This window comes from Streptomyces sp. NPDC088733, assembly GCF_044751185.1.
Classification (GTDB): Bacteria; Actinomycetota; Actinomycetes; order Streptomycetales; family Streptomycetaceae; genus Actinacidiphila.
The window spans coordinates 472,608-491,472 of record NZ_JBIVLH010000002.1 but is presented as its reverse complement, the minus strand read 5'-3'; the positions used below and the strand labels follow the sequence as shown (position 1 = coordinate 491,472).

Sequence of the window (18,865 nt, the reverse complement as noted above, 5' to 3'; positions counted from 1 at the left end):
AGCCGCCGACGTGACCGCCTCCGACCGCCCGGGACCGGCCCGGCCGGATCCGGAACCCGCCCGCCCGGACGTGACGCCGTCCGCGGCCGCTGCCGGACGGCTCGCCGCCACGGTGGAGAGCCTGCGGCGGCAACTCCAGGAGGCCCAGGCCGTGGCGGACGGCCGCGCCCTCATCGAACTGGCCAAGGGGGTACTGGTCGCACGGCTGGGCTGCGGCCCCGCCGAGGCCGACCGGCAACTGACCCGGCTCGCCGCCGCCGCGGGCGTCCCCCGCCTGGAACTGGCGGCGGACGTGGTCAACGACGCGGCGCACGACCGCATCGGCGACGCCGCCGACGCCGTCGGCGAGGTCGCGGCGCACGGGCCCGCGGCGGATCCGGCGGACGCCGGTGGCCCCCCTCCCGGGGTGCGCCTGCGCACCGCGGAGAGCGGCGCACTGGCCGCCACGGACACGCAGACCGTCGCGTCGTCACTGCTGGAGCACGCGCTGGCCCCGCTGGGCGCCTGCGCCGTCGCGATCTGGGCGGCGGGACCGGACGGCTCCCTCACCCTGGCCGGTCACGCCGGGTACACCGAACCCGAGGCACGGCGCTGGCGGTACGTGCCGCCCGCCGTGGCGACCGTCGCCCGCCGGGCCCTGGAGGCGCGCGCGGCGCTCTCCTTCCGCGCTGCTCCGGCCCCGCGGGAGGACGTCCCCTCGATGCGGCCGGAGTGCGGCGCGGGCGGTCGTATCGCGGTGCCCGCGGGCGCGGGCGGGCGTGTCGACGTCGTCCTGGAGATCTGCTGGCCGGAGGAGCCGCCCCCGTTGTCCCCGGCGGTCCTGCGGCAGATCGACGCGATGGCCGGACTGTGCGCGCACACCCTGGTCCCCGTCCCCGGGGTGCCGGGTCCGCTGCCGGTCGACGAGCTGATCGACATCTGCGACGCACTCCACGACCCCGCGGTGGTGCTGACACCGCTCACCGGCAGCGACGGAAACGTGACGGACTTCCGCATCAGCCACACCAACGCGAGCTTCGTGGACCCCGCCGGACGCCCCCGCGGCGCCGTCAGCGGAGCCACCCTCCTGGAGGCCTACCCCTCGGGGGCGGGCGACGGCCATGTCTTCGACGCGGCCGTGCGCGTCCTGGCCACCGGCGAACCCTTCCGTGCCCGGCACATGGTGCTCACCTCGCTCATCGAGCACGTCGAGCTGACCGTCGTCGCCGAGGTCGGCATCAGCCGGCACGGCGCGCACCTGCTGCTGATCTGGCGCCCCGAGGACGAGACCGCCCGGCTGGACGACCTCCTGCAGCACGCCCAGCGCCTCGGCGGCCTGAGCGGCTTCGAGGAGAACGTGCGTACCGGCGAGATCACCTGGAACAGCGAACTGTTCGCGCTGTACGGCAAGAACGAGCACTCCGCCCCGGTGCCGCTGGAGGACCTGCGCCTGCACGCCCACGCCGACGACTCCGCGGCGATCGGCCGTTTCCTGCGCACGGTCTCGCGCCACCACCGCGCCGCCTCCGTCGCTTTCCGGCTGCGGCGCCCCGACGGCGTCACCCGGCACATCCGCGTCGTCGCCGAACCGGTGCTGGACACCGACGGCCGGCTGCTCGCCGTGCGCGGGGCCTACCAGGACGTCTCCTCCCAGCACTGGACGGAGGTGGCACTCGCCGCGACACAGGACCGGCTCGCCCACTCCGAGGAGCAGGCAGCGGAAAGCGACCGGCTCGCCCTGCAGTTGCAGCACGCCATCATGCCGCCCACCCGCGGACCGCTGGACGCCCCCGGCCTGGAGGTCGCCGTGCGGTACCGGCCCGCGGAGACGGAGTCCCTGGTCGGAGGGGACTGGTACGACGCGGTCGTGCTGCCGTCGGGGCACGTCCTGCTGTGCGTCGGCGACGTGGCGGGGCACGGGATCGAGGCCGCGACGAGCATGGTCGTCCTGCGCAACGCCCTGCGCGGACTCGCCGTCACCGGCGCCGGCCCCGGGCAACTGCTGTCCTGGCTCAACGTCGTGGCGTACCACCTGACGGACCGCGTCACGGCCACCGTCGTCTGCGGCCTGTACATCCCCGCCACGCGCTCGCTGCGCTGGGCGAGGGCCGGCCACCTCCCCCCTGCCCTGCTGCGGGGGGAGGAGGCGACGACCCTGCCGCCGGGGCAGGGCATCCTGCTCGGCGCCGTTCCGGAGACCGCGTACGAGGAGCAGGAGACGCGCCTGCGCCCCGGGGACACGCTGCTGATGTACACCGACGGCCTGGTCGAGCGCCGGGACAGCTCCGTGACCGACTCGGTGGCCCACCTGCTGGCGACCGCCCGCGACGCCGCCGCATCCTCGCTGGAGCAGCGCCTCGACCGGCTCCTCGCCGGCAGCCGCTCCGACACCGACGACGACACCTGCGTCATCGGCATCCGTGTGATCTGACGCACCGTCCGGCGGGCACCGCCGACCGGGATGCCGTGTCGGACATAACGGCATGAACGCGGACGAGTTAAGGTCGCCGCCGAATCGCGGTCCGCCGCCCGGCCGGCGGACGCCACCGAGGAACCAGGAGTCCATGATGGCCAGCCCGCACCACCCCCACGACCACCACGAGCACGTCCACGGCGAGAACTGCGGCCACGTCGGCTTCCGGCACGACGACCACACCGACTACGCCCACGACGGGCACGTGCACCGCTCCCACGAGGACCACGTCGACGAGTGCGACAAGAACGCCCACGTCACCCACGGGGAGCACGCCCACCAGCACGGCGAGGACTGCGGCCACGTCGCGGTGCGGCACGGCGACCACACGGACTTCGTGCACGACGGCCACCGCCACGCGGCCCACGAGGGGCACTGGGACGACCACTGACCGGCCTCGGTAGCAGTAGTTGACGTACCGTCACCGGCCTGATGGCACCGGGGTCCCCGGAACAGCCGCCCGGCCGGTGCCGGTCATGATCGGCGCAGGGTGTACAAAGGGCGGCGCCGCGCGAGCCGGGCGGCCCCGTCACACAGAGGACACACGACACCTGTGCACAGACGTCTCCGACCGGACGCCACCGCTGTGGCAGCCGTCATCCTGGCCGCCCTCCTGAGCGCGTGCGCCGGTTCCCCTTCGGGCTCCGGCACGGCACAGGCGGCCCCGGACGACACCGTCACCGGCGTGCTCGACACCTACCGGCACGACCCCCGGAAGACGGTCCCCGCCACGCGGACCCGCATGGTCGACGCGTGCACCGACCGCACGCGCCCGGTGCGGCACACCTCGTCCAGCGGCTCCGGCAAGCGCCGCACAACCCGGACCTGGTACACCACCGAGCACGAGCGCGACTGCCACAAGGTCCCGCGCGGCACCGAGGCATACCGCCGCGTCGTGCACACCGAGCGGTGGTGCGTACGCCTCGACGATGTCTGGTACCGCGTCGACGCCGCCACCTACGACACCGCCACCCGCACCGACAGGGGCGACCGGCTCACCGTCAGCCCGCTCGGGACCGGCTGCACGGGCTGACGGGTGCGGGCAGCCGCTAGCCTGCCCGGATGTCCCGCCCGCTGCTCTTCCTCGACATCGACGGGCCGTTGATCCCCTTCGGCTCCCCGACCGGCCACCCCGTGTTCCCCGCGGTTCCCGCGTTCCCGGGGGAGGACGCGAACCCGCTGCTGGACCGGATCGATCCCGCCCTCGGTCCGAAACTGCTGGCACTGCCCTGCGAACCGGTCTGGGCGACCTCCTGGACGGCCGAGGACGCCAACACCTCCGTGGCACCCCGGCTCGGCCTGCCGGCCCTGCCGTCGGTGACCTGGCCGGAGCCGTCCGCCGAGGAGGTGCGCGACGAACGGGCGGGGCTGCACTGGAAGACCCGCACTCTGCTGTGCCGGGCGGCCGGACGGCCCTTCGCGTGGGCCGACGACGAGATCACCGGCGCCGACCGCGACTGGGTCGCCGCCCAGGGCGCGCACGCCCTGCTGCACCGCGTCGACCCTCGACGGGGCCTGACGGAACGGGACTTCGCGGTGCTGCGAGCATGGCTGGCGGGAGAGCTCCCGCCTCCCACGTGACCACCGCCCACCTCAGGCCGGCACAGGCCCCCGCCCGACCGCGGCCAGCAGTTCGAACGGCAGCTCCTTGTCCGCCTGGCCCACGGCGAGCGCGAGCCAGCGGTCACGATCCCGGACCGGCCACGCTGCTTGCAGGCTGACGAACTGCTGGCTGAGGGAGAACAGCGGCTCGGGCACTTCCTCGCCGTCGATACTGGCCTTGAGATACGGCCACAGGTCGATCTGCACCGGAGCGCCCCAACGCGGCGCGAGCGCGGCGATCAGCGCGTCCAGGCGGGCCCGCCCATCCGCTTCGGCCTCCCGCCACGCCTGCCCGTCGTCGTCCCAGAAGTCCCGGCTGTTCCACAGAACGCACACCCGGTGGTGCGGGCCGCCGTAGCCATTCGCGTCGTCGGCCTCCGTCTCCGGGAACAGACCTGCGAGCAGCTCATCGATCAGGGAGAGGTGGTCCCCGAGGGTGGCGGTCATGAGCGCAGGGTAGGGGGTCGCACGGACACCGCCCCCGGCGGTGCGCGCGTCGGCCGGGACGGAACGCTACTCCTCGGGTGCGACGACCTCGCCCGTGCCCGCGTCCCGGATCATGATCGCCTCGACGGGGCAGGACTCGGCCGCGTCGACGAGGACGTCCGCCGGTTCGGTCTGCGGGTGCCGGGGGTGCGAGACCCCGTCCCGGACCTCGAAGTGCTCGGGGGCGATGCCGGCGCAGGAGCCGGTGCCCATGCAGGTGCGCTCGTCCACGGTGATGTGCCAGGTCATGGTCGTGTCCTCGGTCGCCGGTTGGTGCGGGTGGGGTTGGGGGATCAGGGGCGATCCCACGTGACGGGCAGGTACTCCGGGCCGCGCAGTGCCACGCCGGACTTCCACACGACGGACTCCTCCCGGTCCGCGAACCGCAGACCGGGCAGCCGCTCCAGCAGGGAGCCGAGGGCCACCTGGAGCTCCATGCGGGCCAGTTGGGCGCCGAGGCAGTGGTGCGGTCCGTGCCCGAAGCCGACGTGCGTGGCCTCCTCGCGCCGCAGGTCGAGCCGGTCCGGATCGGAGTACACCGACGCGTCGCGGTTGGCGGACACGGCGGCGACCACGACCGCATCCCCGGCCCGCACCGTGCCGCAGCTCAACTCGACGTCCTCCGTGGCATAGCGCGGCATCCCGGCGCCGTTGCCCAGCGGGACGAAGCGCATCAGCTCCTCGACCGCCTGCGGTACCAGGCCGGGATCGGCGCGCAGCGCCTCCAGTTGCCGGGGGTGGGTGAGGAGGGTGTAGACGAAGTTGGGGATCTGAGTGGCCGTCGTCTCGTGGCCCGCGACGAGCAGCGCGATGGCCAGGACCACCAGTTCCTGCTCCGAGAGCCGCTCCTCCTCGTCCCGGGCGGCGACGAGCGAGCTGAGCAGGTCGTCCCCGGGCGCGGAGCCGTCCCGCCGCCGGGCGATCAGGCCGGCCATGTACTCCATGAGCCGGCGGGTGCGCTCCTCGACCTGCTCGGGGGTGAACTTCGTGGTGGACAGCAGGGCGTCCGACCACTCGCGGAATGCGGCGCGGTCCTCGTACGGCACACCCAGCAGCTCGCAGATGACGGTGACCGGCAGCGGCAGCGCGAAGTCCTCCACGAGGTCGGCCGGTGCGCCCTTGGCGACCATCGCGTCGAGCAGGCCGGCGGCGATCTGCTCGGTGCGGGGCCGCAGCCGCTCGACGTGCCGCGCGGTGAACGCCTTCGCCACGACCCGGCGCACCCTGGTGTGCTCGGGCGGGTCGAGTTCCAGGATGTTGCCGGGCAGGCCCCGGCCGGGCCGCATTCGGGGTTCGTCGCGGCGGGCGGCCTCGGCCCGGCTGAACCGAGGGTCACTCAGGACCGTCTTGACGTCCTCGTACCGGGTGACGAGCCAGGCGGGCTCGCCGTACGGGAAGCGGACCCGGCACATCGGCTCGTTGTCGCGCAGCTCGGCGAACACCGGGTCCACGGTCAGCCGGTCGGCCGCGGTGAAGGGATAGGTCCTCGGTTCGGTGACGGCCATGGCAACTCCTGCGCTCAGGGGGTGGAGGATGCGGACGCTGCGGGAGCCCTCACGGCGGCAGCGCGGGGCCGAGCAGATGGCAGAGGTCGTCCGCGAGCAGGTCCAGCGGGTCGGCGGTGCCCACCGGCAGACCGCCCGCGATCCATGTGGTCAGGAACGAACCCGTCTGGAGCGCGGCCATCAGCGCCCGCTGCCGGGCCTCCTCGCGGGACACGCCCCGCCACCGCGCGGTGTCGTGGGTCAGCAGGTCCACGTACCGTTCGTGCGCGGCCACGTAGCGTTCGCGGACGCTCTGGTCGTCACCGGCCGCCGCCGGTGTGGCGGCGAAGAGCACCCGGATCGTGGGCGCCAGCGCGCGCCAGTCCGCCGCCGCGCGGTCCAGCCACGCGCGGACGGTGGCGCGCGTCCACTCGGGGACGGCGGCGAGATCCGCGTACAGGCTGTCGGCGACCGCGTACACCCGGTCGGACAGCGCCGCGATGATCGCCGCCTTGCCGCCGAAGTGCGCGTACACCGTGGCCCTGGTGACACCGCTCGCCGCCGCGATGTCCTCCATCGTGGCGTGCACGAACGACGTCGTGGTGAAGACGGTGACCGCCCCGTCCAGCACCCGGTTGCGGGTCAGGTCCCGCTGCTGCTCGCGCAGGCTCACCCGCGGACCGCGACCGGCCGGACGCGGTGCGTCCAGGGCGGTCGCGGAACGGTCGGCGGCCTGCTTGCGACGCTCCATGGGACCAGCGTACAAAATGCAGCAAATCTTGACATATTGTGCAGCGCCGATCGGGGAGCGGGGACGGGAGCGCCGTCGGCCCGCTCCGGCCGGGTCACTCCCCGGGGTCGATGGCGGGCCGCCGCAGCTGCACCTCGGCCCCGGACTGCTTGAACGACTCCGCGGACACCGGAACGAGGACCGCGTCGCGGTGGAAGTCCCGCAGGTTCGTCGACCCGCAGCTGATCATCGTCGCGGTGAGCTTCGCGCGGGTCCGCTCCACGTTGTCGTACAGGCTCCCCGCGTACGGCACGTAGCCGTCGACGCCCTCCTCGAAGACCATCTCGCCGCGCTGACCGTAGCGCGCCGCGTTCTGCGCCCGCCGCGAGCCCTCACCCCAGTACTCCTTGTACCACTGGCCGCCGATCTGGAGCTTCCGCGACGGGCTCTCGTCGAGCCGGGCGAAGTAGCGGCCGAGCATGATGAAGTCCGCCCCCATGGCCAGGGCCATCGCCATGTGCGAGTCGTTGAGCAGGCCGCCGTCGCAGCACAGCGGCACGTACACCCCGGTCTCCTGCGCGTAGCGGTCCCGGGCCTCGACCACGTCGAGCAGCGCGGAGGCCTGCCCGCGGCCGATGCCCTTCTGCGCCCGGGTGGTGCAGATGGCCCCGCCCCCGATCCCGACCTTCACGAACGCCGCGCCCGCATCGGCCAGATGGCGGAATGCCCGGCCGTCGACGACATTCCCCGCGCCGACGAAGACGTCGTCGCCGTAGGCCTCCCGGGCGAATTCGAGAGTCCGCGCCTGGTACACGGAATAGCCGTCGGGGGAGTCCAGGCACAGGACATCCGCACCGGCCTCCACCAGAGCGGGAATCCGGTCCTTGAAGTCACGGGAGTTGAGACCGGCGCCCACCCGCAGGCGCTTGCCGCCGTCGACGGTGGCACGGTGATACGTCTTGTGCGCCTGGTAGTCCCTCTTGAGGACCAGGGAGACGGCCCGGTCGTCCTCGAGTACCGGCAGCACGTCCACGTGGTGATGCCAGATCAGCTCGTTCGCCTCCGACAGCGACACCGAGGCCGGCGCCGTGACCAGGCGGTCACGGCCGCGCATCCGGTCGCGGGCGGTGCCGGAGGCGCCGTGCCGCTCCAGGTGGAAGTCGTCGAGGCTGATCACCCCGAGGAACGCGCCGTCCGGTTCACCGCTCCGCGTGACCACGGCAACGCCCTGTTCGGTGCCGGCCAGGAGCCGCGCGACCTCACCGAGCGGTGTCTCCGGGGCGACGGTGACGTCGCCGGTCCGGAAGCCGGCCTTGTGCCGTTTGACCGTCAGCACGTCGGCGGCCTGGTCCTCGATCCGCTGGTTCTGGTGGATGAACGACAGCCCGCCGGCCTGCGCCAGCGCCACCGCCAGCGTCGGTGACGAGACCGCCTGCATGATGGCGCTCACCATGGGGGTGGCGAGGCGGATCCCCGCCTCCTCGCCGACCCGGTGACGCACCAGGGGCGCCCCGAGATCGACATTGTCCGGCGTGCAGTCTTCCGTGGTCAGGCCCGGAATCAGGAGGAACTCGCTCAGGGTGCGCGAGATCTCGGGGAGGATTCTCATGTCGTCTCCAAGGGAGAGCCCCCGGCGACCGCGTGCGGACCGGCGGGGCTCGTGCGGGCAGTGCGGATCGATGCCGGCCGGTGGCGCACTGTCGGAAGAACGCGCTCCGGAGATCCTGAGAGCGGGCACACCCGGCGCAGCGGTGCTCGCACGCGCGGCCGAATCGGCAGCGAGGGCACGGCAGATCGCATCCGCACGGTGCTGCACAGGCGCTGACTTCCATCACGCCATACGGCACGGTACCGCACGCCCCGTCAGTCCTTGACCGCTGCGGCCCCGCGACGGCGGCCGGGTCTTCGGTGCGAGGCCGGCGTCTGTCCGACAGAGGCGCGAGAAGACCGATCACCCGGCCGTCAGAGCGGCGTCAACAGACGCGGAGGAACCGCCGGGACCCCCTACCGTGGCGCTGTTCGGCGAGACGGAGGATGCCTGATGCGCGGATTCGCGGGCGCGACGCTGGTGGCCGTTCTGGCTGCCCTGACGCTCCTGGGCCTTGGCTTGTGCCTGGTGGTGATACCCGGCCGCACGACACGCTTTCTCAACGAGGCGTTCGTCGTCGTCCCGGTGGTGGACGGCAGGCGCCACCGGCTGAAGCGAGCGGGCGCTCTCGTCATCGGATCCCTCATGGTCCTGTGGGGCTTCCGCTTCGCTCACAATGTGCTGCTGAGCAGTGGAATCCTGTGGAGCCACGTGAGCACGAGCACCTGAACAACCTCACCGGGCACTGCGCCGGCGGCTCAGGCGTCGAGCCCTGTGCCGCGGTGGGGCGCGGTCATGTCGCCCGTCGCGGGGGTGCCGTCCGCGAGCCCGTAGCGGAGGTGGACGGTGCCCTTCGGGCTGGTCGCCGGGGGGTCCAGGAGGGTGAGGTTGGTGGGGACCGCGCCGCCGTCGAAGACCTTCTTGCCGACGCCGAGCACGATCGGGTGCACCCAGAGGTCGAGACGGTCGAAGAGCCGCTCGCGCAGGAGGGTCTGCACCAGGTTCAGGCTGCCGACGACCTTCACGTTCCGGTGCCGGTCGCGGACCGCGTGCACCGCGGTGGCGAGATCGGGGCCGAGGTGCGTGGACCCGGCCCACGAGAGGTCGGGCCTGCCGCGGGAGGCGACGTACTTCGGGACGCCGTTGAACAGCGTGGCGATGTCGCCGTCCTCGCCGCCCTTCTGGTGCGGCCAGTAGGCGGCGAAGATGTCGTACGTCCGGCGGCCGAGCAGGAGGGCGTCCGTGCCCTCGTAGGCGGCGGCGATCTGCGCCCCGGCGACCTCGTCCATCAAGGGCGCCTGCCAGCCGCCGAACGGGAACCCCACCGGGTCCTCGTCGGGGCCGCCGGGTGCCTGCCCGACGAGGTCGAGGGTCGCGAACAGCTCGATGTGGATGAGGCCCATGGGGTGCTCCTGGTCCGTCGGTTGTCCCGTTCGGCAGGTAGACCCATAGGCGACGCAGGACTCATCGCCGCCGCGGCGCCCTGTTCCGCCAGCCGTCGTGACGGACCGTCAGCCCTGGGTCGCGTTTTCCCGCCGTTCACACGCGCGCGGGCCCCGACATCAGCCCGTGACGCCCCGGCCACGCCGCCCGTAACAGCCCCCCTCGAAGATCGGCGTGCACACCGGCAGATCGAGAGAGGGCGACTCATGACGCAGGGGCAGCCAACAGGACTCGACCGCAGGGGATTTCTGCGCGCCGTCGGCATCACCGGCGGTGCGGGCGCGATGTTCGCCACGATGGGCGCGATGGGGCTGGCGCCCACCGCCGAGGCGGCGGGCCGCGACAGCGACTTCCGGGCGCCGAGCGCCGCCGACTTCCACCTCACCGGACGGGCCGCGGGCAAGGTCGTCGTCCTGGGCGGGGGCATCGCCGGCCTGACGACGGCGTACGAACTGGGCAAGGCAGGCTACGACTGCACGATCCTCGAGCCGCGCGACCGGCCCGGCGGCCGCAACTACACGGTCCGCGGCGGGGACTCCCACACCGACCTCGACGGCCGCACGCAGAAGGCCCGGTTCTCCGAGGGGCAGTACCTCAACGCCGGACCGGCGCGGCTGGCCCAGTGGATGGTCACCCTCGACTACTGCCGCGAACTCGGTGTGCCCATCGAGGTCTTCACCAATGCCAATGCCGACGCGTACATCTACCACGAGTCGGCGGGCATGCGGCCCGGCAACCCGATGCGCTACCGCACGGCCAAGGCCGACACCTACGGGTACGTCAGCGAACTGCTCGCCAAGGCGACCGACCAGGGCGCGCTCGACAAGGAGCTGACCGCCGACGACAAGGAGCGGCTGCTGTCCTTCCTGGAGGGCTTCGGCGAGATCGGTGGCCGGAACGAGGCCTGGACGTACACAGGGGGCGCCAACCGCGGCTACACCACCTGGCCCGGTGCCGCCGGCACTCCTGGGACGCTGCTCGGGGGTCTGCCCAGTGCCTCGGAGGTCTTCGCCTCCGGCGTGGGTCGGCACTTCGCCTTCGAGTTCGAGTTCGACCAGGCGATGCTGATGTTCCAGCCGGTCGGCGGCATGGACCGGATACCGAAGGCCTTCGCCCGGGCCATCGGATCCCACCGGTTCCGGTACGGGTGCCAGGCGACCTCGCTCGTCCAGTCGGCGCGGGGGGTGACCGTCGGCTACACCGACCCGCACGGCCGGCAGCGGCTGTTGGAGGCCGATTACTGCGTCGCGGCCATGCCGCCGCACCTGCTCGCCAAGCTGACGCACAACCTCGGCCCCGACGTGCAGACCGCGCTCACCACGATCCGGCCCTCGTCGGCCGGCAAGATCGGGCTGGAGTACCGCAGCCGCTGGTGGGAGACCGACCACCGGATCTACGGCGGCATCACCGAGACCGACCTCGACCTCTCCCACATCTGGTACCCGTCCTACGGCCACCACGGCGAACGCGGCGTCGTCGTCGGCTACTACAACACCGGGGCCAACGCCGACGCCTACGCGGCCCTCACCCCCGCCGAGCGCGAGGCCCGCGCTGTCCTCCAGGGCGTGAAGATCCACGGCGAGAAGTACCGGACCGAACTGGCCCACTCCTTCTCCATCGCCTGGAAGCGCGTACGCCATCTCGAGGGTGCCTGGCACAGCATCCCCGGCGGCCCCGACGCCGCCGTGTACAAGCCGCTCAACGAGCCGGCCGGGCGGGTGCTCTTCGCCGGGGACTGGCTGTCCTACATGGACGCCTGGCAGCACGGGGCGATCCTGTCGGCCCGCAAGGCCGTCACGGCTCTGCACAGCCGGGCCCTCAAGGCCTGACGGGCCGACGGACGGTGGCCGCGGTGCGGGCGGCGTGCCCGCCGCCCCCCGCGGCCCGCCGGCTCATCCTGCCGCGTCGGGCGTGCGCACCGCGAGGAAGGCCACGTCGTCGTCGTTGTCCGCGGGACGCACCTGCTCCAGGAGCGTGTCGCTGAAGGAGTCCAGGGCGCGGCGGGCGAGGGAGGCGGCGTGTTTGCTGAGCAGGTCGAGGCCGTGGTCGAGCGAGTGGCTGGGGGACTCGATCAGTCCGTCGGTGTAGAGCATCAGCGTCGACCGGGGCGGCAGGCTGACGACGGCGTCACGGCGCGGCTTGGTGCTGCCGGTGCCGAGCAGGATGCCGTGCGCGTCGGTGAGGTAGCGGGCCCGGCCGTCGTGGGTGATGAGCAGGGGCGGCGGGTGGCCCGCGTTCGTCCACTGCAGTTGCCACAGTCCGTCGTCGCAGGTCAGCCGGGCGAGCAGCATCGTGGCCATGGGGACCTCCGCGATGTGCATGACGGCCCGGTCGAGCTGGGTGACGACGGTGCTGGGGCTCTCCGGCTGCGACCAGGCGAAGGCGCGCAGCATGTTGCGGAGCTGCGCCATGCCGCCGGCCGCCTCCAGGTCGTGCCCGACGACATCGCCGATGGCCAGGGCCGTCGCCCCGTCGGCGAGCGGGAAGGCGTCGTACCAGTCCCCGCCGACCTGCGAGGCGTCCGGGGCGGGCACATACCGCGCCTTCATCTCCAGGCCCGGGACGATCGGCATCTGCGGCAGCAGATGGCGCTGCATCGTCTCGGCGACCTTGCGCTGCCGCTGGTACAGGCGCGCGTTGTCCAGGGCCAGTCCGGCCCGGCGGGTCAGGTCCTCCAGCAGCGGGAGGTCCGCCGCGGTGAAGGCGTCCGGGCGCTGCGAGCGCCCCAGCGTCAGCGCGCCGAGCACGTCCCGGAGCCCGCGGACGGGCGCGATGGCCGCCGAGTGCATGCCGGTCGCGGCGAACAGCCGGTGCTGCTCGACCGCGATGCCCGAGTCGGGCGGCCCCTGGTAGGTCGAGGGGCCGGCCAGGGCGGACGCGGCGCCGCGCAGCGCGCGCGACAGCGGCATCGGGGATTCCTGCGGCAGGGGCGGCATGGGGCCCTGGAGGTCCGTGCGCTCGATCAGGACGCCGTTGTCGTGGTGCACGACCAGGGCCCGCCGAACCTCGTCGCCCTCGGTCAGCAGGTCCACGACCGCCCAGTCCGCGAGCCGGGGCACGGTCAGGGCCGCCAGCCGCCGCAGGGCCTCGTCCACGTCGAGGGTCGAGGTGAGCCCGGTCGTGGTCTCCGCCAGCAGCGCGAGGCGGTCGAGTTCGGACAGCGGCGGGGGTGCGGTGCCGGCGCCGCGCGTCGCCCCTTCGCCCTGCCGCACCTCGTGCAGCAGGACCAGCGCCCCCGTCGTCCCCGGTGCCAGCGTGTAGGGCGTGATGAGCCAGGACAGCCCGAGCAGCGTGCCGTCACCGCAGGCGAACCAGCCGAGGTCGCCCTGCGTGGTGGTCTCGGTGAGGAGCGCGTCGCGCATCGGGCAGCGGGAGCGGGGCAGGGGGTGCCCGTGGCTGTCGCGGTGCAGCAGGTCGTGGGCGTCCTGCCCGGCGAGTTCGCCGGCGGACTTCCGGAACAGCTGCCGGGCCCCGGCGTTGGCCGCGACGATCCGTCCCTCGTTGTCGACGACGAGGGCCGATGCCCGGACGCTCTCCAGGTCGAGGGCCGGGGGACCGTCCAGCGTACGGGGTACGGGCGCGGGCGGGAAATCGGCCGGTGACGCGGCGGCTTCCATACCCTCCTCGATCCGGTCGGAGACCTGGGGTGAATCTGCCCCACCAGCATCACACGCGTCCGCGCGGCGGATCCACCGCGAACGACGGTTTCCCGCCCCATGAACGGATCGGCGACTCCGCCGCCCGGACCGACTCCGCGCGGCGCGGCCCCCGTTCGCCCGCCCGCCGGGGGCCGCCGGGGTCACGGCCCTGCCGTGCCCACTAGGCTCCGGGGATGCCGATCCCCAGCCCCGCACGGATCCGTGCCCTGCACGAGAAGCACGCGCCCACCGCCGAGGCCTTCGACCTCGTGTTCACGCACTGCGAGATCGTGTGGCGCATCGCCGAGCAGCTGCTGACCGCCTCGGGCCGGGACGACGTCGACGCGGAACTGGTGCGCGCGGGATGCCTGCTCCACGACATCGGCGTCTACCGGCTCTTCGACGACGCCGGCCGCCTCGACCACGGCGGGTACGTGCGCCACGGCCTTCTCGGCCACGACCTCCTCGCGGCCGAGGGCCTTCCCGAAGCGCTGTGCCGGTTCTGCTCCCGCCACACGGGGGTGGGCCTCACCGCGGCCGACGTGCTGGCACAGGGGCTGCCCCTGCCCCCGGCGGACTACGTACCGGTGACCCGCGAGGAGCGGCTGGTGATGTACGCGGACAAGTTCCACAGCAAGTCGACGCCGCCGCGCTTCCTCTCCTTCCCCGCGTACACCGAACGGCTCCGCCGGTTCGGCGAGGAGAAGGTCGCCGGGTTCCACGCCCTGCGGGCCGAGTTCGGCGAACCCGAACTCGTCCCGCTCGCGGCGGCCCACGGGCACGCGTTGACGGAGCGGAGCTGATGCTCCATCAGTTCTGGACGGTGGGGCGTACGACGATCTCGTTGACGTCGACCCCGTCCGGCTGGGCGATCGCGTAACCGACGGCCTCCGCGACGGCGGACGCGGGGAGGCCGATCATGTCCGTGGCGGCCCGGGCCGCGCCCTGCACCTCGGGATCGCCACCGGCGAGGGTGAGTTCGGAACGGGTGAAGCCCGGGCTGACGACCGTGACGCGGATGTCGGAGTTCTCCTGCCGGAGCCCCTCCGACAGGGCCCGCACCGCGTACTTGGTCGCGCAGTACACGGCGGCGGTCGCGTCGACGCGGAGCGCCGCGGTCGAGGCGACGGTGACGATGTGCCCCGACCGGGCCTCGCGCATGGAGGGCAGGACGGCGGCGATGCCGTGCAGCACACCGCGCAGGTTCACGTCGATCATCCGGTCCCACTCGTCGACGCGCAGGGACGCCACGGGGGAGAGGGCCATCACGCCCGCGTTGTTCACGAGGACGTCCACGCGTCCGTGACGGGCGAGCGCGCCGGTGACGAAGGCGTTGACGCTGCCCGCGTCGGTGACGTCCAGTTCCGCGTACTCGGCGCTGTGGCCTGCGGCGGTCAGCTCGGCGACCAGCCCGGCCAGGCGGTCCACGCGCCGGGCACCGAGGACGACGTGGTGGCCGGCGGCGGCCAGATGGCGGGCGGTGGCCTCGCCGATGCCGCTGGACGCGCCGGTCACCAGGACGGTCTTGCGGCGGGGGGAAGGGGTGGGGTGCTGCACGACGATCTCCGAACGAATGGAAGGAACGGGAGGAACGGGAGGAACGGGAGGAACGAGAGGATGCGAGAGACAAGAACCGGAAAGGGGCCGGGGACGGCCTGCCGGGGTCGCGCCGGCCGAGCGGCCGGCGATCAGGCCGTGTGGGCCATGCGGGCCACCTGCCGGTCGACGGTCCGCCGGCCGATGGTGGCGTGGACGGGGGAGCCGCCCGTCTCCGTGGTGATCCCGCGGACGGCGCCCATCGCCTGTTCGGGGGTGTCCCGGGCCACGATGTCGACGACGGTGCCGTCCTGGTTGCCGGCGACGAAGTCGGCGGCCGTGCGGCCCGGCGCCGGGGCGAGGGTCGTGATCTCCCGTGCGTGGTCCAATGCGGAGGTCCTCTCCGGGAAGGGGGCGGGCGCGGCGGCCCGGACAACGCCGCCGCCCCGTCAGCCTCGACCCGCCGGAGCGACGCGGGAAGGCCGTGCCGGGCCCGGTGCGGGGTACCTGGGTGCGGCACACCCAGGACCACCGCGGCCTGCACCGGACGCCGCCGCCCCGGCAGGCTGGGACCTCGCGAGCACCCCTGCCGCGCCGTTCCGCCGAGGAGAGCCATGAACCCGTACGCCCCGGCCCGTCCACCGGCCGGTGACCGGGACGGCAGTAGCATGAGCCGTATGCCCGATCCGTCCGACAACGACCTGGGCGCCTTCCTGCGCGCCGCGCGGTCCCGTCTGGAGCCGTCCGACGTGGGCCTGCCGGCCGGCGGGGGACGCCGCCGGGTCGCCGGACTGCGCCGGGAGGAGGTCGCCGTCCTGACGGGAGTGAGCGCGGACTACTACACGCGTCTGGAACAGGGCCGTGAACGCCGCCCCTCCGCCCAGGTGATCGAGGCCCTCGGGCGTGCCCTGCGGCTGAACGTCGACGCGCGCGGCCACCTCTTCCTTCTCGCCGGGCTCGTTCCCGGCCATCCCGCCGACCGCACCCGGCACCACGTCCACCCCGACCTGCTGCGCCTGCTCGACTCCTTCCCCTCGGCCGCCGCCTACGTGCTGGGCCCCGCCTTCGACGTCCTGGCCGCGAACACGCTCGCCCGCGCGCTCCTGGCGCCCTTCGGGGCGGAGACCAACATGCCCAGGATCCTGTTCACCCACCCCGCGGCCCGTACGGTGTTCGTGGAATGGCCGCTGGTCACCAGTGCCACGGTGCACGCGTTGCGCCTCAACGCCGCCCGCTTCCCGCACGACGCCGACATCGGCGACCTCGTCTCGGAACTCCTCGTCCGCTCCGAGGAGTTCGCGGCACTGTGGAACGACCAGATGGCCGCCGGCCTCACCCGCGCCTACAAGGTCTTCGTCCATCCCGACGCGGGCCGCGTGGAACTCACCTACCAGACCTTCGACGTCCGTGACGCCCCGGGCCAGCAACTCCTGGTGGGCAGCCCCGAACCCGGCAGCCGCAGCGCGCAGGCCCTCACGTACCTCGCCTCCATGACCGGCGCCGACTGACCGGTGCCACAGCCACGTCGGACGACCGGTTCCCGGCGGCGCCCCGCACCCTGCTCGTCGCACGTCGCCGACTACCCTTTGCGGCGTGGCGATGTTCGTGCACCTGACGTCGGCGGCGTACGCGCCCCGCATCCGGCGGTCCGGGATACGCGCGGGACGCGGACCGGGCGGCGCACGCGGGGTGTACTGCTTCCCGGTCCTGACCTCCTACACCCTCACCCATCAATGGCTGCGGGAACTGGCCCGGTCCGGCACCAGGGGAGGACTGGTGGCCGTGCACATCCGCCTGGCCGACGACGAGCCGGTACGGGCCGGCCACTACGCGGACCGGGCGCGGGGCGTCGAGGCCGCCGTCAGTGCGGCCGAGGCGGTGCGCGGGATCGCCGCGCTGCCCGACCCGCGGGGGTGGGAGGTGTTCGTCCCCCGGGCGATCCGCCCGCACGAAGTGCACCGCACGCGCACCGCACCCCAGGTGACGGGCTGGCGCTACTGGCCGGACGCGCACGGGACGCGGCCCTGCACCTGCGCCGGTTGCCGGGTGCGGGGCGAATACGGGTCGCGGCGCCTGCGCGAGCGGATGCCGCACCCGCTGGACGGTCCCCCGCCGCCGGTCCCGGTCCTGCTGGCCAGGATCGCGGCGGCGGGTGACCCCGGTGACCCCGTCGTCCTGCGGGAGGCGCTGCACTGGTTCGGGATGCGCCGGCGCGGGCCCCTCGGGCACCTGGGCCCGCTGGCCGTCCACCCGGACCCGGGCGTTCGGGAGGACCTGGTGTGGGCGGTCGCCGGGTGGGCCACCCCCGGGGTCGCCGCGTTGCTGGACGCCCTCGCGGACGACCCGCATCCGGACGTCCGGGAGGCCGTGGAGGCGGTCCGCGGCGACGCCTGAGCCCCGGAGTGTCCCCGGCGGCGTGCCGTGCGGGGACCGGCGGAGGGGGCTTCCCGGGTCCGGTGGCGTGGGGCATCGTTCGGTGCCTTACTGGATCCCATGCGTGTCACCTGTCCCTTGTTCCTCGTCCGCCGCACGTACGGACCGTGCGGGCGGCAGGGCGCGGCCACGGCCCCCACCGCGGGCCGGCTCCTGCGCGGCATGCTGCGGGGAGCGGCCGCGGGGGCCGCCGGGTGCACGGCCCTGGACACGGTCGGCTACCTGGACATGGTCGTGCGGGGGCGCGGCGCCAGCACCACCCCGGACGTGACGGCCGAACGGCTGTCGCAGGCCGTGCACGTGCCGGTACCGGGCTCGCCCGGTGTCCGCGCGAACCGCGTCGCCGGACTGGGTCCGCTCACCGGCATCGCCGCGGGCGTGGGCATGGGCGCGACGCTGGGACTGCTCACCGCGGCCGGCTGGCGGCCGGGCAACGCCACCCTTACCGCGACGGCGGGTGCCCTGGCCCTGATCGGCACCAACGGGCCGATGACCGTCCTGCGCGTGACGGATCCCCGTACCTGGTCCGCGTCGGACTGGGCCGCCGACCTCGTCCCGCACGTGGCGTACGCGGTGGTCGCGGCGGCCGTCCTCAAGGGCCTCGCCCCCGCCGCCCGTTCCGGGGACGTCGCGGTGCGCGGGACGGGGTCGTGGTGCGAGGCCGTACGCCTGCGGTTCACGCCTTGAGGATGTTCACCGACCGGGCCACCACCAGGGCCAGGGTCAGCAGCGAGACCATGGCCTGGAAGGTCATCAGCAGTTTGGCCCAACGGGACATCGGCATCGTGTCGGTGGGGCTGAAGGCGGTCGCGTCGGTGAACGACACGTACAGGTAGTCGGCGAACGCCGGTTCCCACTCCTGGTGGACCGGGTCCGGGCTCTGCATCTGCGGGAAGAGGAAGTCCGGGGTGTCCCGCGTCCCCGCGGCGCGGGCGACCGGTCCGCCGCGGTCCCACTCCCAGTACCACAGGGCGAAGACGATGATGTTGGTGACCCAGATGGACGCCGCGCCCAGCAACAGCGCCTGCGCGTCGCTCTGCTCGGTCCCGCGCACCAGGTGCTGGATCAGCCGGACCGCCGACCAGCCGTTGGCCACGCTGACCGCCGCGGCCAGCGCCAGCCCCCCGGCACGCAGGAGCGGACCCATCCGGCGGGCACGGGAGGGGGTGGCGGGCAGCAGCGCGACCAGCAGCAGGAGCTCCAGCCCCGGCAGGAGCCACCGCGGATGAATGGCCAGGCGGTCCGGCAGCACCAACTGCAGGACGATGGCGACCAGTACCGCCACCGACACCGCCCCCCGCCCCTCCACCCGCGTGCGGCGGCGCCAGGCCGGCTCCGCCGCGGCCCCCTCCGGGGAGGTGGTGAGCAGTTCCTCGATCCGCGCCAGCCGGTTGTGCACGGCCCTCAACTCATCGTTCACCGGGCCAGTGTGGCGCCCGCGGCGGCGAATCGCCGCAGCGGACACCGGCGACG

At 73.6% G+C, this 18,865-nt stretch carries 20 protein-coding genes; 10 read left to right on the top strand and 10 right to left on the bottom strand.

Annotated features, from left to right (window positions below; genetic code table 11):
* Positions 1–10: 10 nt before the first annotated feature.
* The 4 genes from ACIP64_RS05555 to ACIP64_RS05540 all read left to right on the top strand — a co-directional run bounded on the left by ACIP64_RS05555 (position 11) and on the right by ACIP64_RS05540 (position 4,033).
* Positions 11–2,410: a SpoIIE family protein phosphatase gene (locus tag ACIP64_RS05555; RefSeq protein ID WP_401582196.1), complete on the top strand. Its 2,400-nt coding sequence runs from the start codon at positions 11–13 to the stop codon at positions 2,408–2,410.
* 136 nt (positions 2,411–2,546) lie between these two features.
* Positions 2,547–2,843: a hypothetical protein gene (locus tag ACIP64_RS05550; protein ID WP_401582194.1), complete on the top strand. Its 297-nt coding sequence runs from the start codon at positions 2,547–2,549 to the stop codon at positions 2,841–2,843.
* A 195-nt stretch (positions 2,844–3,038) separates the two neighbouring features.
* The gene (locus ACIP64_RS05545) at positions 3,039–3,485 is read left to right on the top strand and encodes a hypothetical protein (protein WP_401582191.1); all 447 of its coding nucleotides are present in this window, start codon (positions 3,039–3,041) and stop codon (positions 3,483–3,485) included.
* 29 nt (positions 3,486–3,514) lie between these two features.
* A complete protein-coding gene (locus ACIP64_RS05540) occupies positions 3,515–4,033 on the top strand; it encodes a hypothetical protein (protein ID WP_401582189.1) in 519 nt (172 codons plus the stop codon).
* 12 nt (positions 4,034–4,045) lie between these two features.
* Here ACIP64_RS05540 and ACIP64_RS05535 read toward each other — a convergent pair whose 3' ends face one another.
* The 5 genes from ACIP64_RS05535 to ACIP64_RS05515 all read right to left on the bottom strand — a co-directional run bounded on the left by ACIP64_RS05535 (position 4,046) and on the right by ACIP64_RS05515 (position 8,363).
* The gene (locus ACIP64_RS05535) at positions 4,046–4,501 is read right to left on the bottom strand and encodes a hypothetical protein (protein WP_401582186.1); all 456 of its coding nucleotides are present in this window, start codon (positions 4,499–4,501) and stop codon (positions 4,046–4,048) included.
* 66 nt (positions 4,502–4,567) lie between these two features.
* Complete coding sequence (locus ACIP64_RS05530) at positions 4,568–4,789, bottom strand: ferredoxin (protein WP_401582184.1); 222 nt, start codon at positions 4,787–4,789, stop codon at positions 4,568–4,570.
* A 44-nt stretch (positions 4,790–4,833) separates the two neighbouring features.
* A complete protein-coding gene (locus ACIP64_RS05525) occupies positions 4,834–6,045 on the bottom strand; it encodes a cytochrome P450 (protein WP_401582181.1) in 1,212 nt (403 codons plus the stop codon).
* 49 nt (positions 6,046–6,094) lie between these two features.
* A complete protein-coding gene (locus tag ACIP64_RS05520) occupies positions 6,095–6,775 on the bottom strand; it encodes a TetR/AcrR family transcriptional regulator (protein WP_401582179.1) in 681 nt (226 codons plus the stop codon).
* Between the two features lie 94 nt (positions 6,776–6,869).
* Entirely contained in the window at positions 6,870–8,363 is a 1,494-nt protein-coding gene (locus ACIP64_RS05515; protein ID WP_401582177.1) for an IMP dehydrogenase, read from the bottom strand.
* A gap of 432 nt (positions 8,364–8,795) precedes the next feature.
* Here ACIP64_RS05515 and ACIP64_RS05510 point away from each other — a divergent pair, with 432 nt between their 5' ends.
* Positions 8,796–9,071 carry a hypothetical protein gene (locus tag ACIP64_RS05510; RefSeq protein WP_401582174.1) on the top strand — a complete coding sequence of 92 codons (276 nt, stop codon included), beginning with the start codon at positions 8,796–8,798 and terminating at the stop codon, positions 9,069–9,071.
* A gap of 29 nt (positions 9,072–9,100) precedes the next feature.
* On the opposite strand, the gene ACIP64_RS05505 is transcribed toward ACIP64_RS05510, so the two are convergent.
* Positions 9,101–9,745, bottom strand: coding sequence for a dihydrofolate reductase family protein (locus tag ACIP64_RS05505; protein WP_401582171.1), 645 nt, complete (start codon positions 9,743–9,745; stop codon positions 9,101–9,103).
* Between the two features lie 246 nt (positions 9,746–9,991).
* Between ACIP64_RS05505 and ACIP64_RS05500 the strand changes: the two genes are divergently transcribed.
* On the top strand, positions 9,992–11,614 hold the full coding sequence (locus ACIP64_RS05500) for a flavin monoamine oxidase family protein (RefSeq protein WP_401582169.1): 1,623 nt from the start codon (positions 9,992–9,994) through the stop codon (positions 11,612–11,614).
* A gap of 63 nt (positions 11,615–11,677) precedes the next feature.
* On the opposite strand, the gene ACIP64_RS05495 is transcribed toward ACIP64_RS05500, so the two are convergent.
* Positions 11,678–13,402, bottom strand: coding sequence for a SpoIIE family protein phosphatase (locus ACIP64_RS05495; RefSeq protein ID WP_401582166.1), 1,725 nt, complete (start codon positions 13,400–13,402; stop codon positions 11,678–11,680).
* A gap of 215 nt (positions 13,403–13,617) precedes the next feature.
* Here ACIP64_RS05495 and ACIP64_RS05490 point away from each other — a divergent pair, with 215 nt between their 5' ends.
* Complete coding sequence (locus ACIP64_RS05490; RefSeq protein WP_401582164.1) at positions 13,618–14,226, top strand: HD domain-containing protein; 609 nt, start codon at positions 13,618–13,620, stop codon at positions 14,224–14,226.
* A 7-nt stretch (positions 14,227–14,233) separates the two neighbouring features.
* Here the strand turns inward: ACIP64_RS05490 and ACIP64_RS05485 are convergent, their stop codons facing one another.
* On the bottom strand, positions 14,234–14,980 hold the full coding sequence (locus tag ACIP64_RS05485) for an SDR family oxidoreductase (RefSeq protein ID WP_401582163.1): 747 nt from the start codon (positions 14,978–14,980) through the stop codon (positions 14,234–14,236).
* A 131-nt stretch (positions 14,981–15,111) separates the two neighbouring features.
* On the bottom strand, positions 15,112–15,348 hold the full coding sequence (locus tag ACIP64_RS05480; protein WP_401582161.1) for a hypothetical protein: 237 nt from the start codon (positions 15,346–15,348) through the stop codon (positions 15,112–15,114).
* 288 nt (positions 15,349–15,636) lie between these two features.
* Between ACIP64_RS05480 and ACIP64_RS05475 the strand changes: the two genes are divergently transcribed.
* From ACIP64_RS05475 to ACIP64_RS05465, 3 genes are all read left to right on the top strand, one after another.
* Entirely contained in the window at positions 15,637–16,467 is an 831-nt protein-coding gene (locus ACIP64_RS05475; RefSeq protein WP_401582158.1) for a helix-turn-helix transcriptional regulator, read from the top strand.
* A gap of 91 nt (positions 16,468–16,558) precedes the next feature.
* Complete coding sequence (locus ACIP64_RS05470; RefSeq protein WP_401582398.1) at positions 16,559–17,353, top strand: HEAT repeat domain-containing protein; 795 nt, start codon at positions 16,559–16,561, stop codon at positions 17,351–17,353.
* Positions 17,354–17,452: 99 nt separating this feature from the next.
* Positions 17,453–18,079, top strand: a complete 627-nt coding sequence (locus ACIP64_RS05465) for a hypothetical protein (RefSeq protein ID WP_401582155.1) — start codon at positions 17,453–17,455, stop codon at positions 18,077–18,079.
* Here ACIP64_RS05465 and ACIP64_RS05460 read toward each other — a convergent pair.
* Positions 18,069–18,812, bottom strand: a complete 744-nt coding sequence (locus tag ACIP64_RS05460) for a hypothetical protein (RefSeq protein ID WP_401582153.1) — start codon at positions 18,810–18,812, stop codon at positions 18,069–18,071. The two genes, ACIP64_RS05465 and ACIP64_RS05460, sit on opposite strands and share 11 nt — an antisense overlap.
* Between the last annotated feature and the right edge of the window lie 53 nt (positions 18,813–18,865).

Bases quoted from the DNA above. Each gene is read 5' to 3' on its own strand.
- ACIP64_RS05550 (WP_401582194.1), top strand. From the start codon at position 2,547: ATGGCCAGCCCGCACCACCCCCACGACCACCACGAGCACGTCCACGGC.
- ACIP64_RS05540 (WP_401582189.1), top strand. From the start codon at position 3,515: ATGTCCCGCCCGCTGCTCTTCCTCGACATCGACGGGCCGTTGATCCCC.
- ACIP64_RS05535 (WP_401582186.1), bottom strand. From the start codon at position 4,501: ATGACCGCCACCCTCGGGGACCACCTCTCCCTGATCGATGAGCTGCTC.
- ACIP64_RS05530 (WP_401582184.1), bottom strand. From the start codon at position 4,789: ATGACCTGGCACATCACCGTGGACGAGCGCACCTGCATGGGCACCGGC.
- ACIP64_RS05525 (WP_401582181.1), bottom strand. From the start codon at position 6,045: ATGGCCGTCACCGAACCGAGGACCTATCCCTTCACCGCGGCCGACCGG.
- ACIP64_RS05520 (WP_401582179.1), bottom strand. From the start codon at position 6,775: ATGGAGCGTCGCAAGCAGGCCGCCGACCGTTCCGCGACCGCCCTGGAC.
- ACIP64_RS05515 (WP_401582177.1), bottom strand. From the start codon at position 8,363: ATGAGAATCCTCCCCGAGATCTCGCGCACCCTGAGCGAGTTCCTCCTG.
- ACIP64_RS05510 (WP_401582174.1), top strand. From the start codon at position 8,796: ATGCGCGGATTCGCGGGCGCGACGCTGGTGGCCGTTCTGGCTGCCCTG.
- ACIP64_RS05505 (WP_401582171.1), bottom strand. From the start codon at position 9,745: ATGGGCCTCATCCACATCGAGCTGTTCGCGACCCTCGACCTCGTCGGG.
- ACIP64_RS05500 (WP_401582169.1), top strand. From the start codon at position 9,992: ATGACGCAGGGGCAGCCAACAGGACTCGACCGCAGGGGATTTCTGCGC.
- ACIP64_RS05495 (WP_401582166.1), bottom strand. From the start codon at position 13,402: ATGGAAGCCGCCGCGTCACCGGCCGATTTCCCGCCCGCGCCCGTACCC.
- ACIP64_RS05490 (WP_401582164.1), top strand. From the start codon at position 13,618: ATGCCGATCCCCAGCCCCGCACGGATCCGTGCCCTGCACGAGAAGCAC.
- ACIP64_RS05475 (WP_401582158.1), top strand. From the start codon at position 15,637: ATGCCCGATCCGTCCGACAACGACCTGGGCGCCTTCCTGCGCGCCGCG.
- ACIP64_RS05470 (WP_401582398.1), top strand. From the start codon at position 16,559: ATGTTCGTGCACCTGACGTCGGCGGCGTACGCGCCCCGCATCCGGCGG.
- ACIP64_RS05465 (WP_401582155.1), top strand. From the start codon at position 17,453: ATGCGTGTCACCTGTCCCTTGTTCCTCGTCCGCCGCACGTACGGACCG.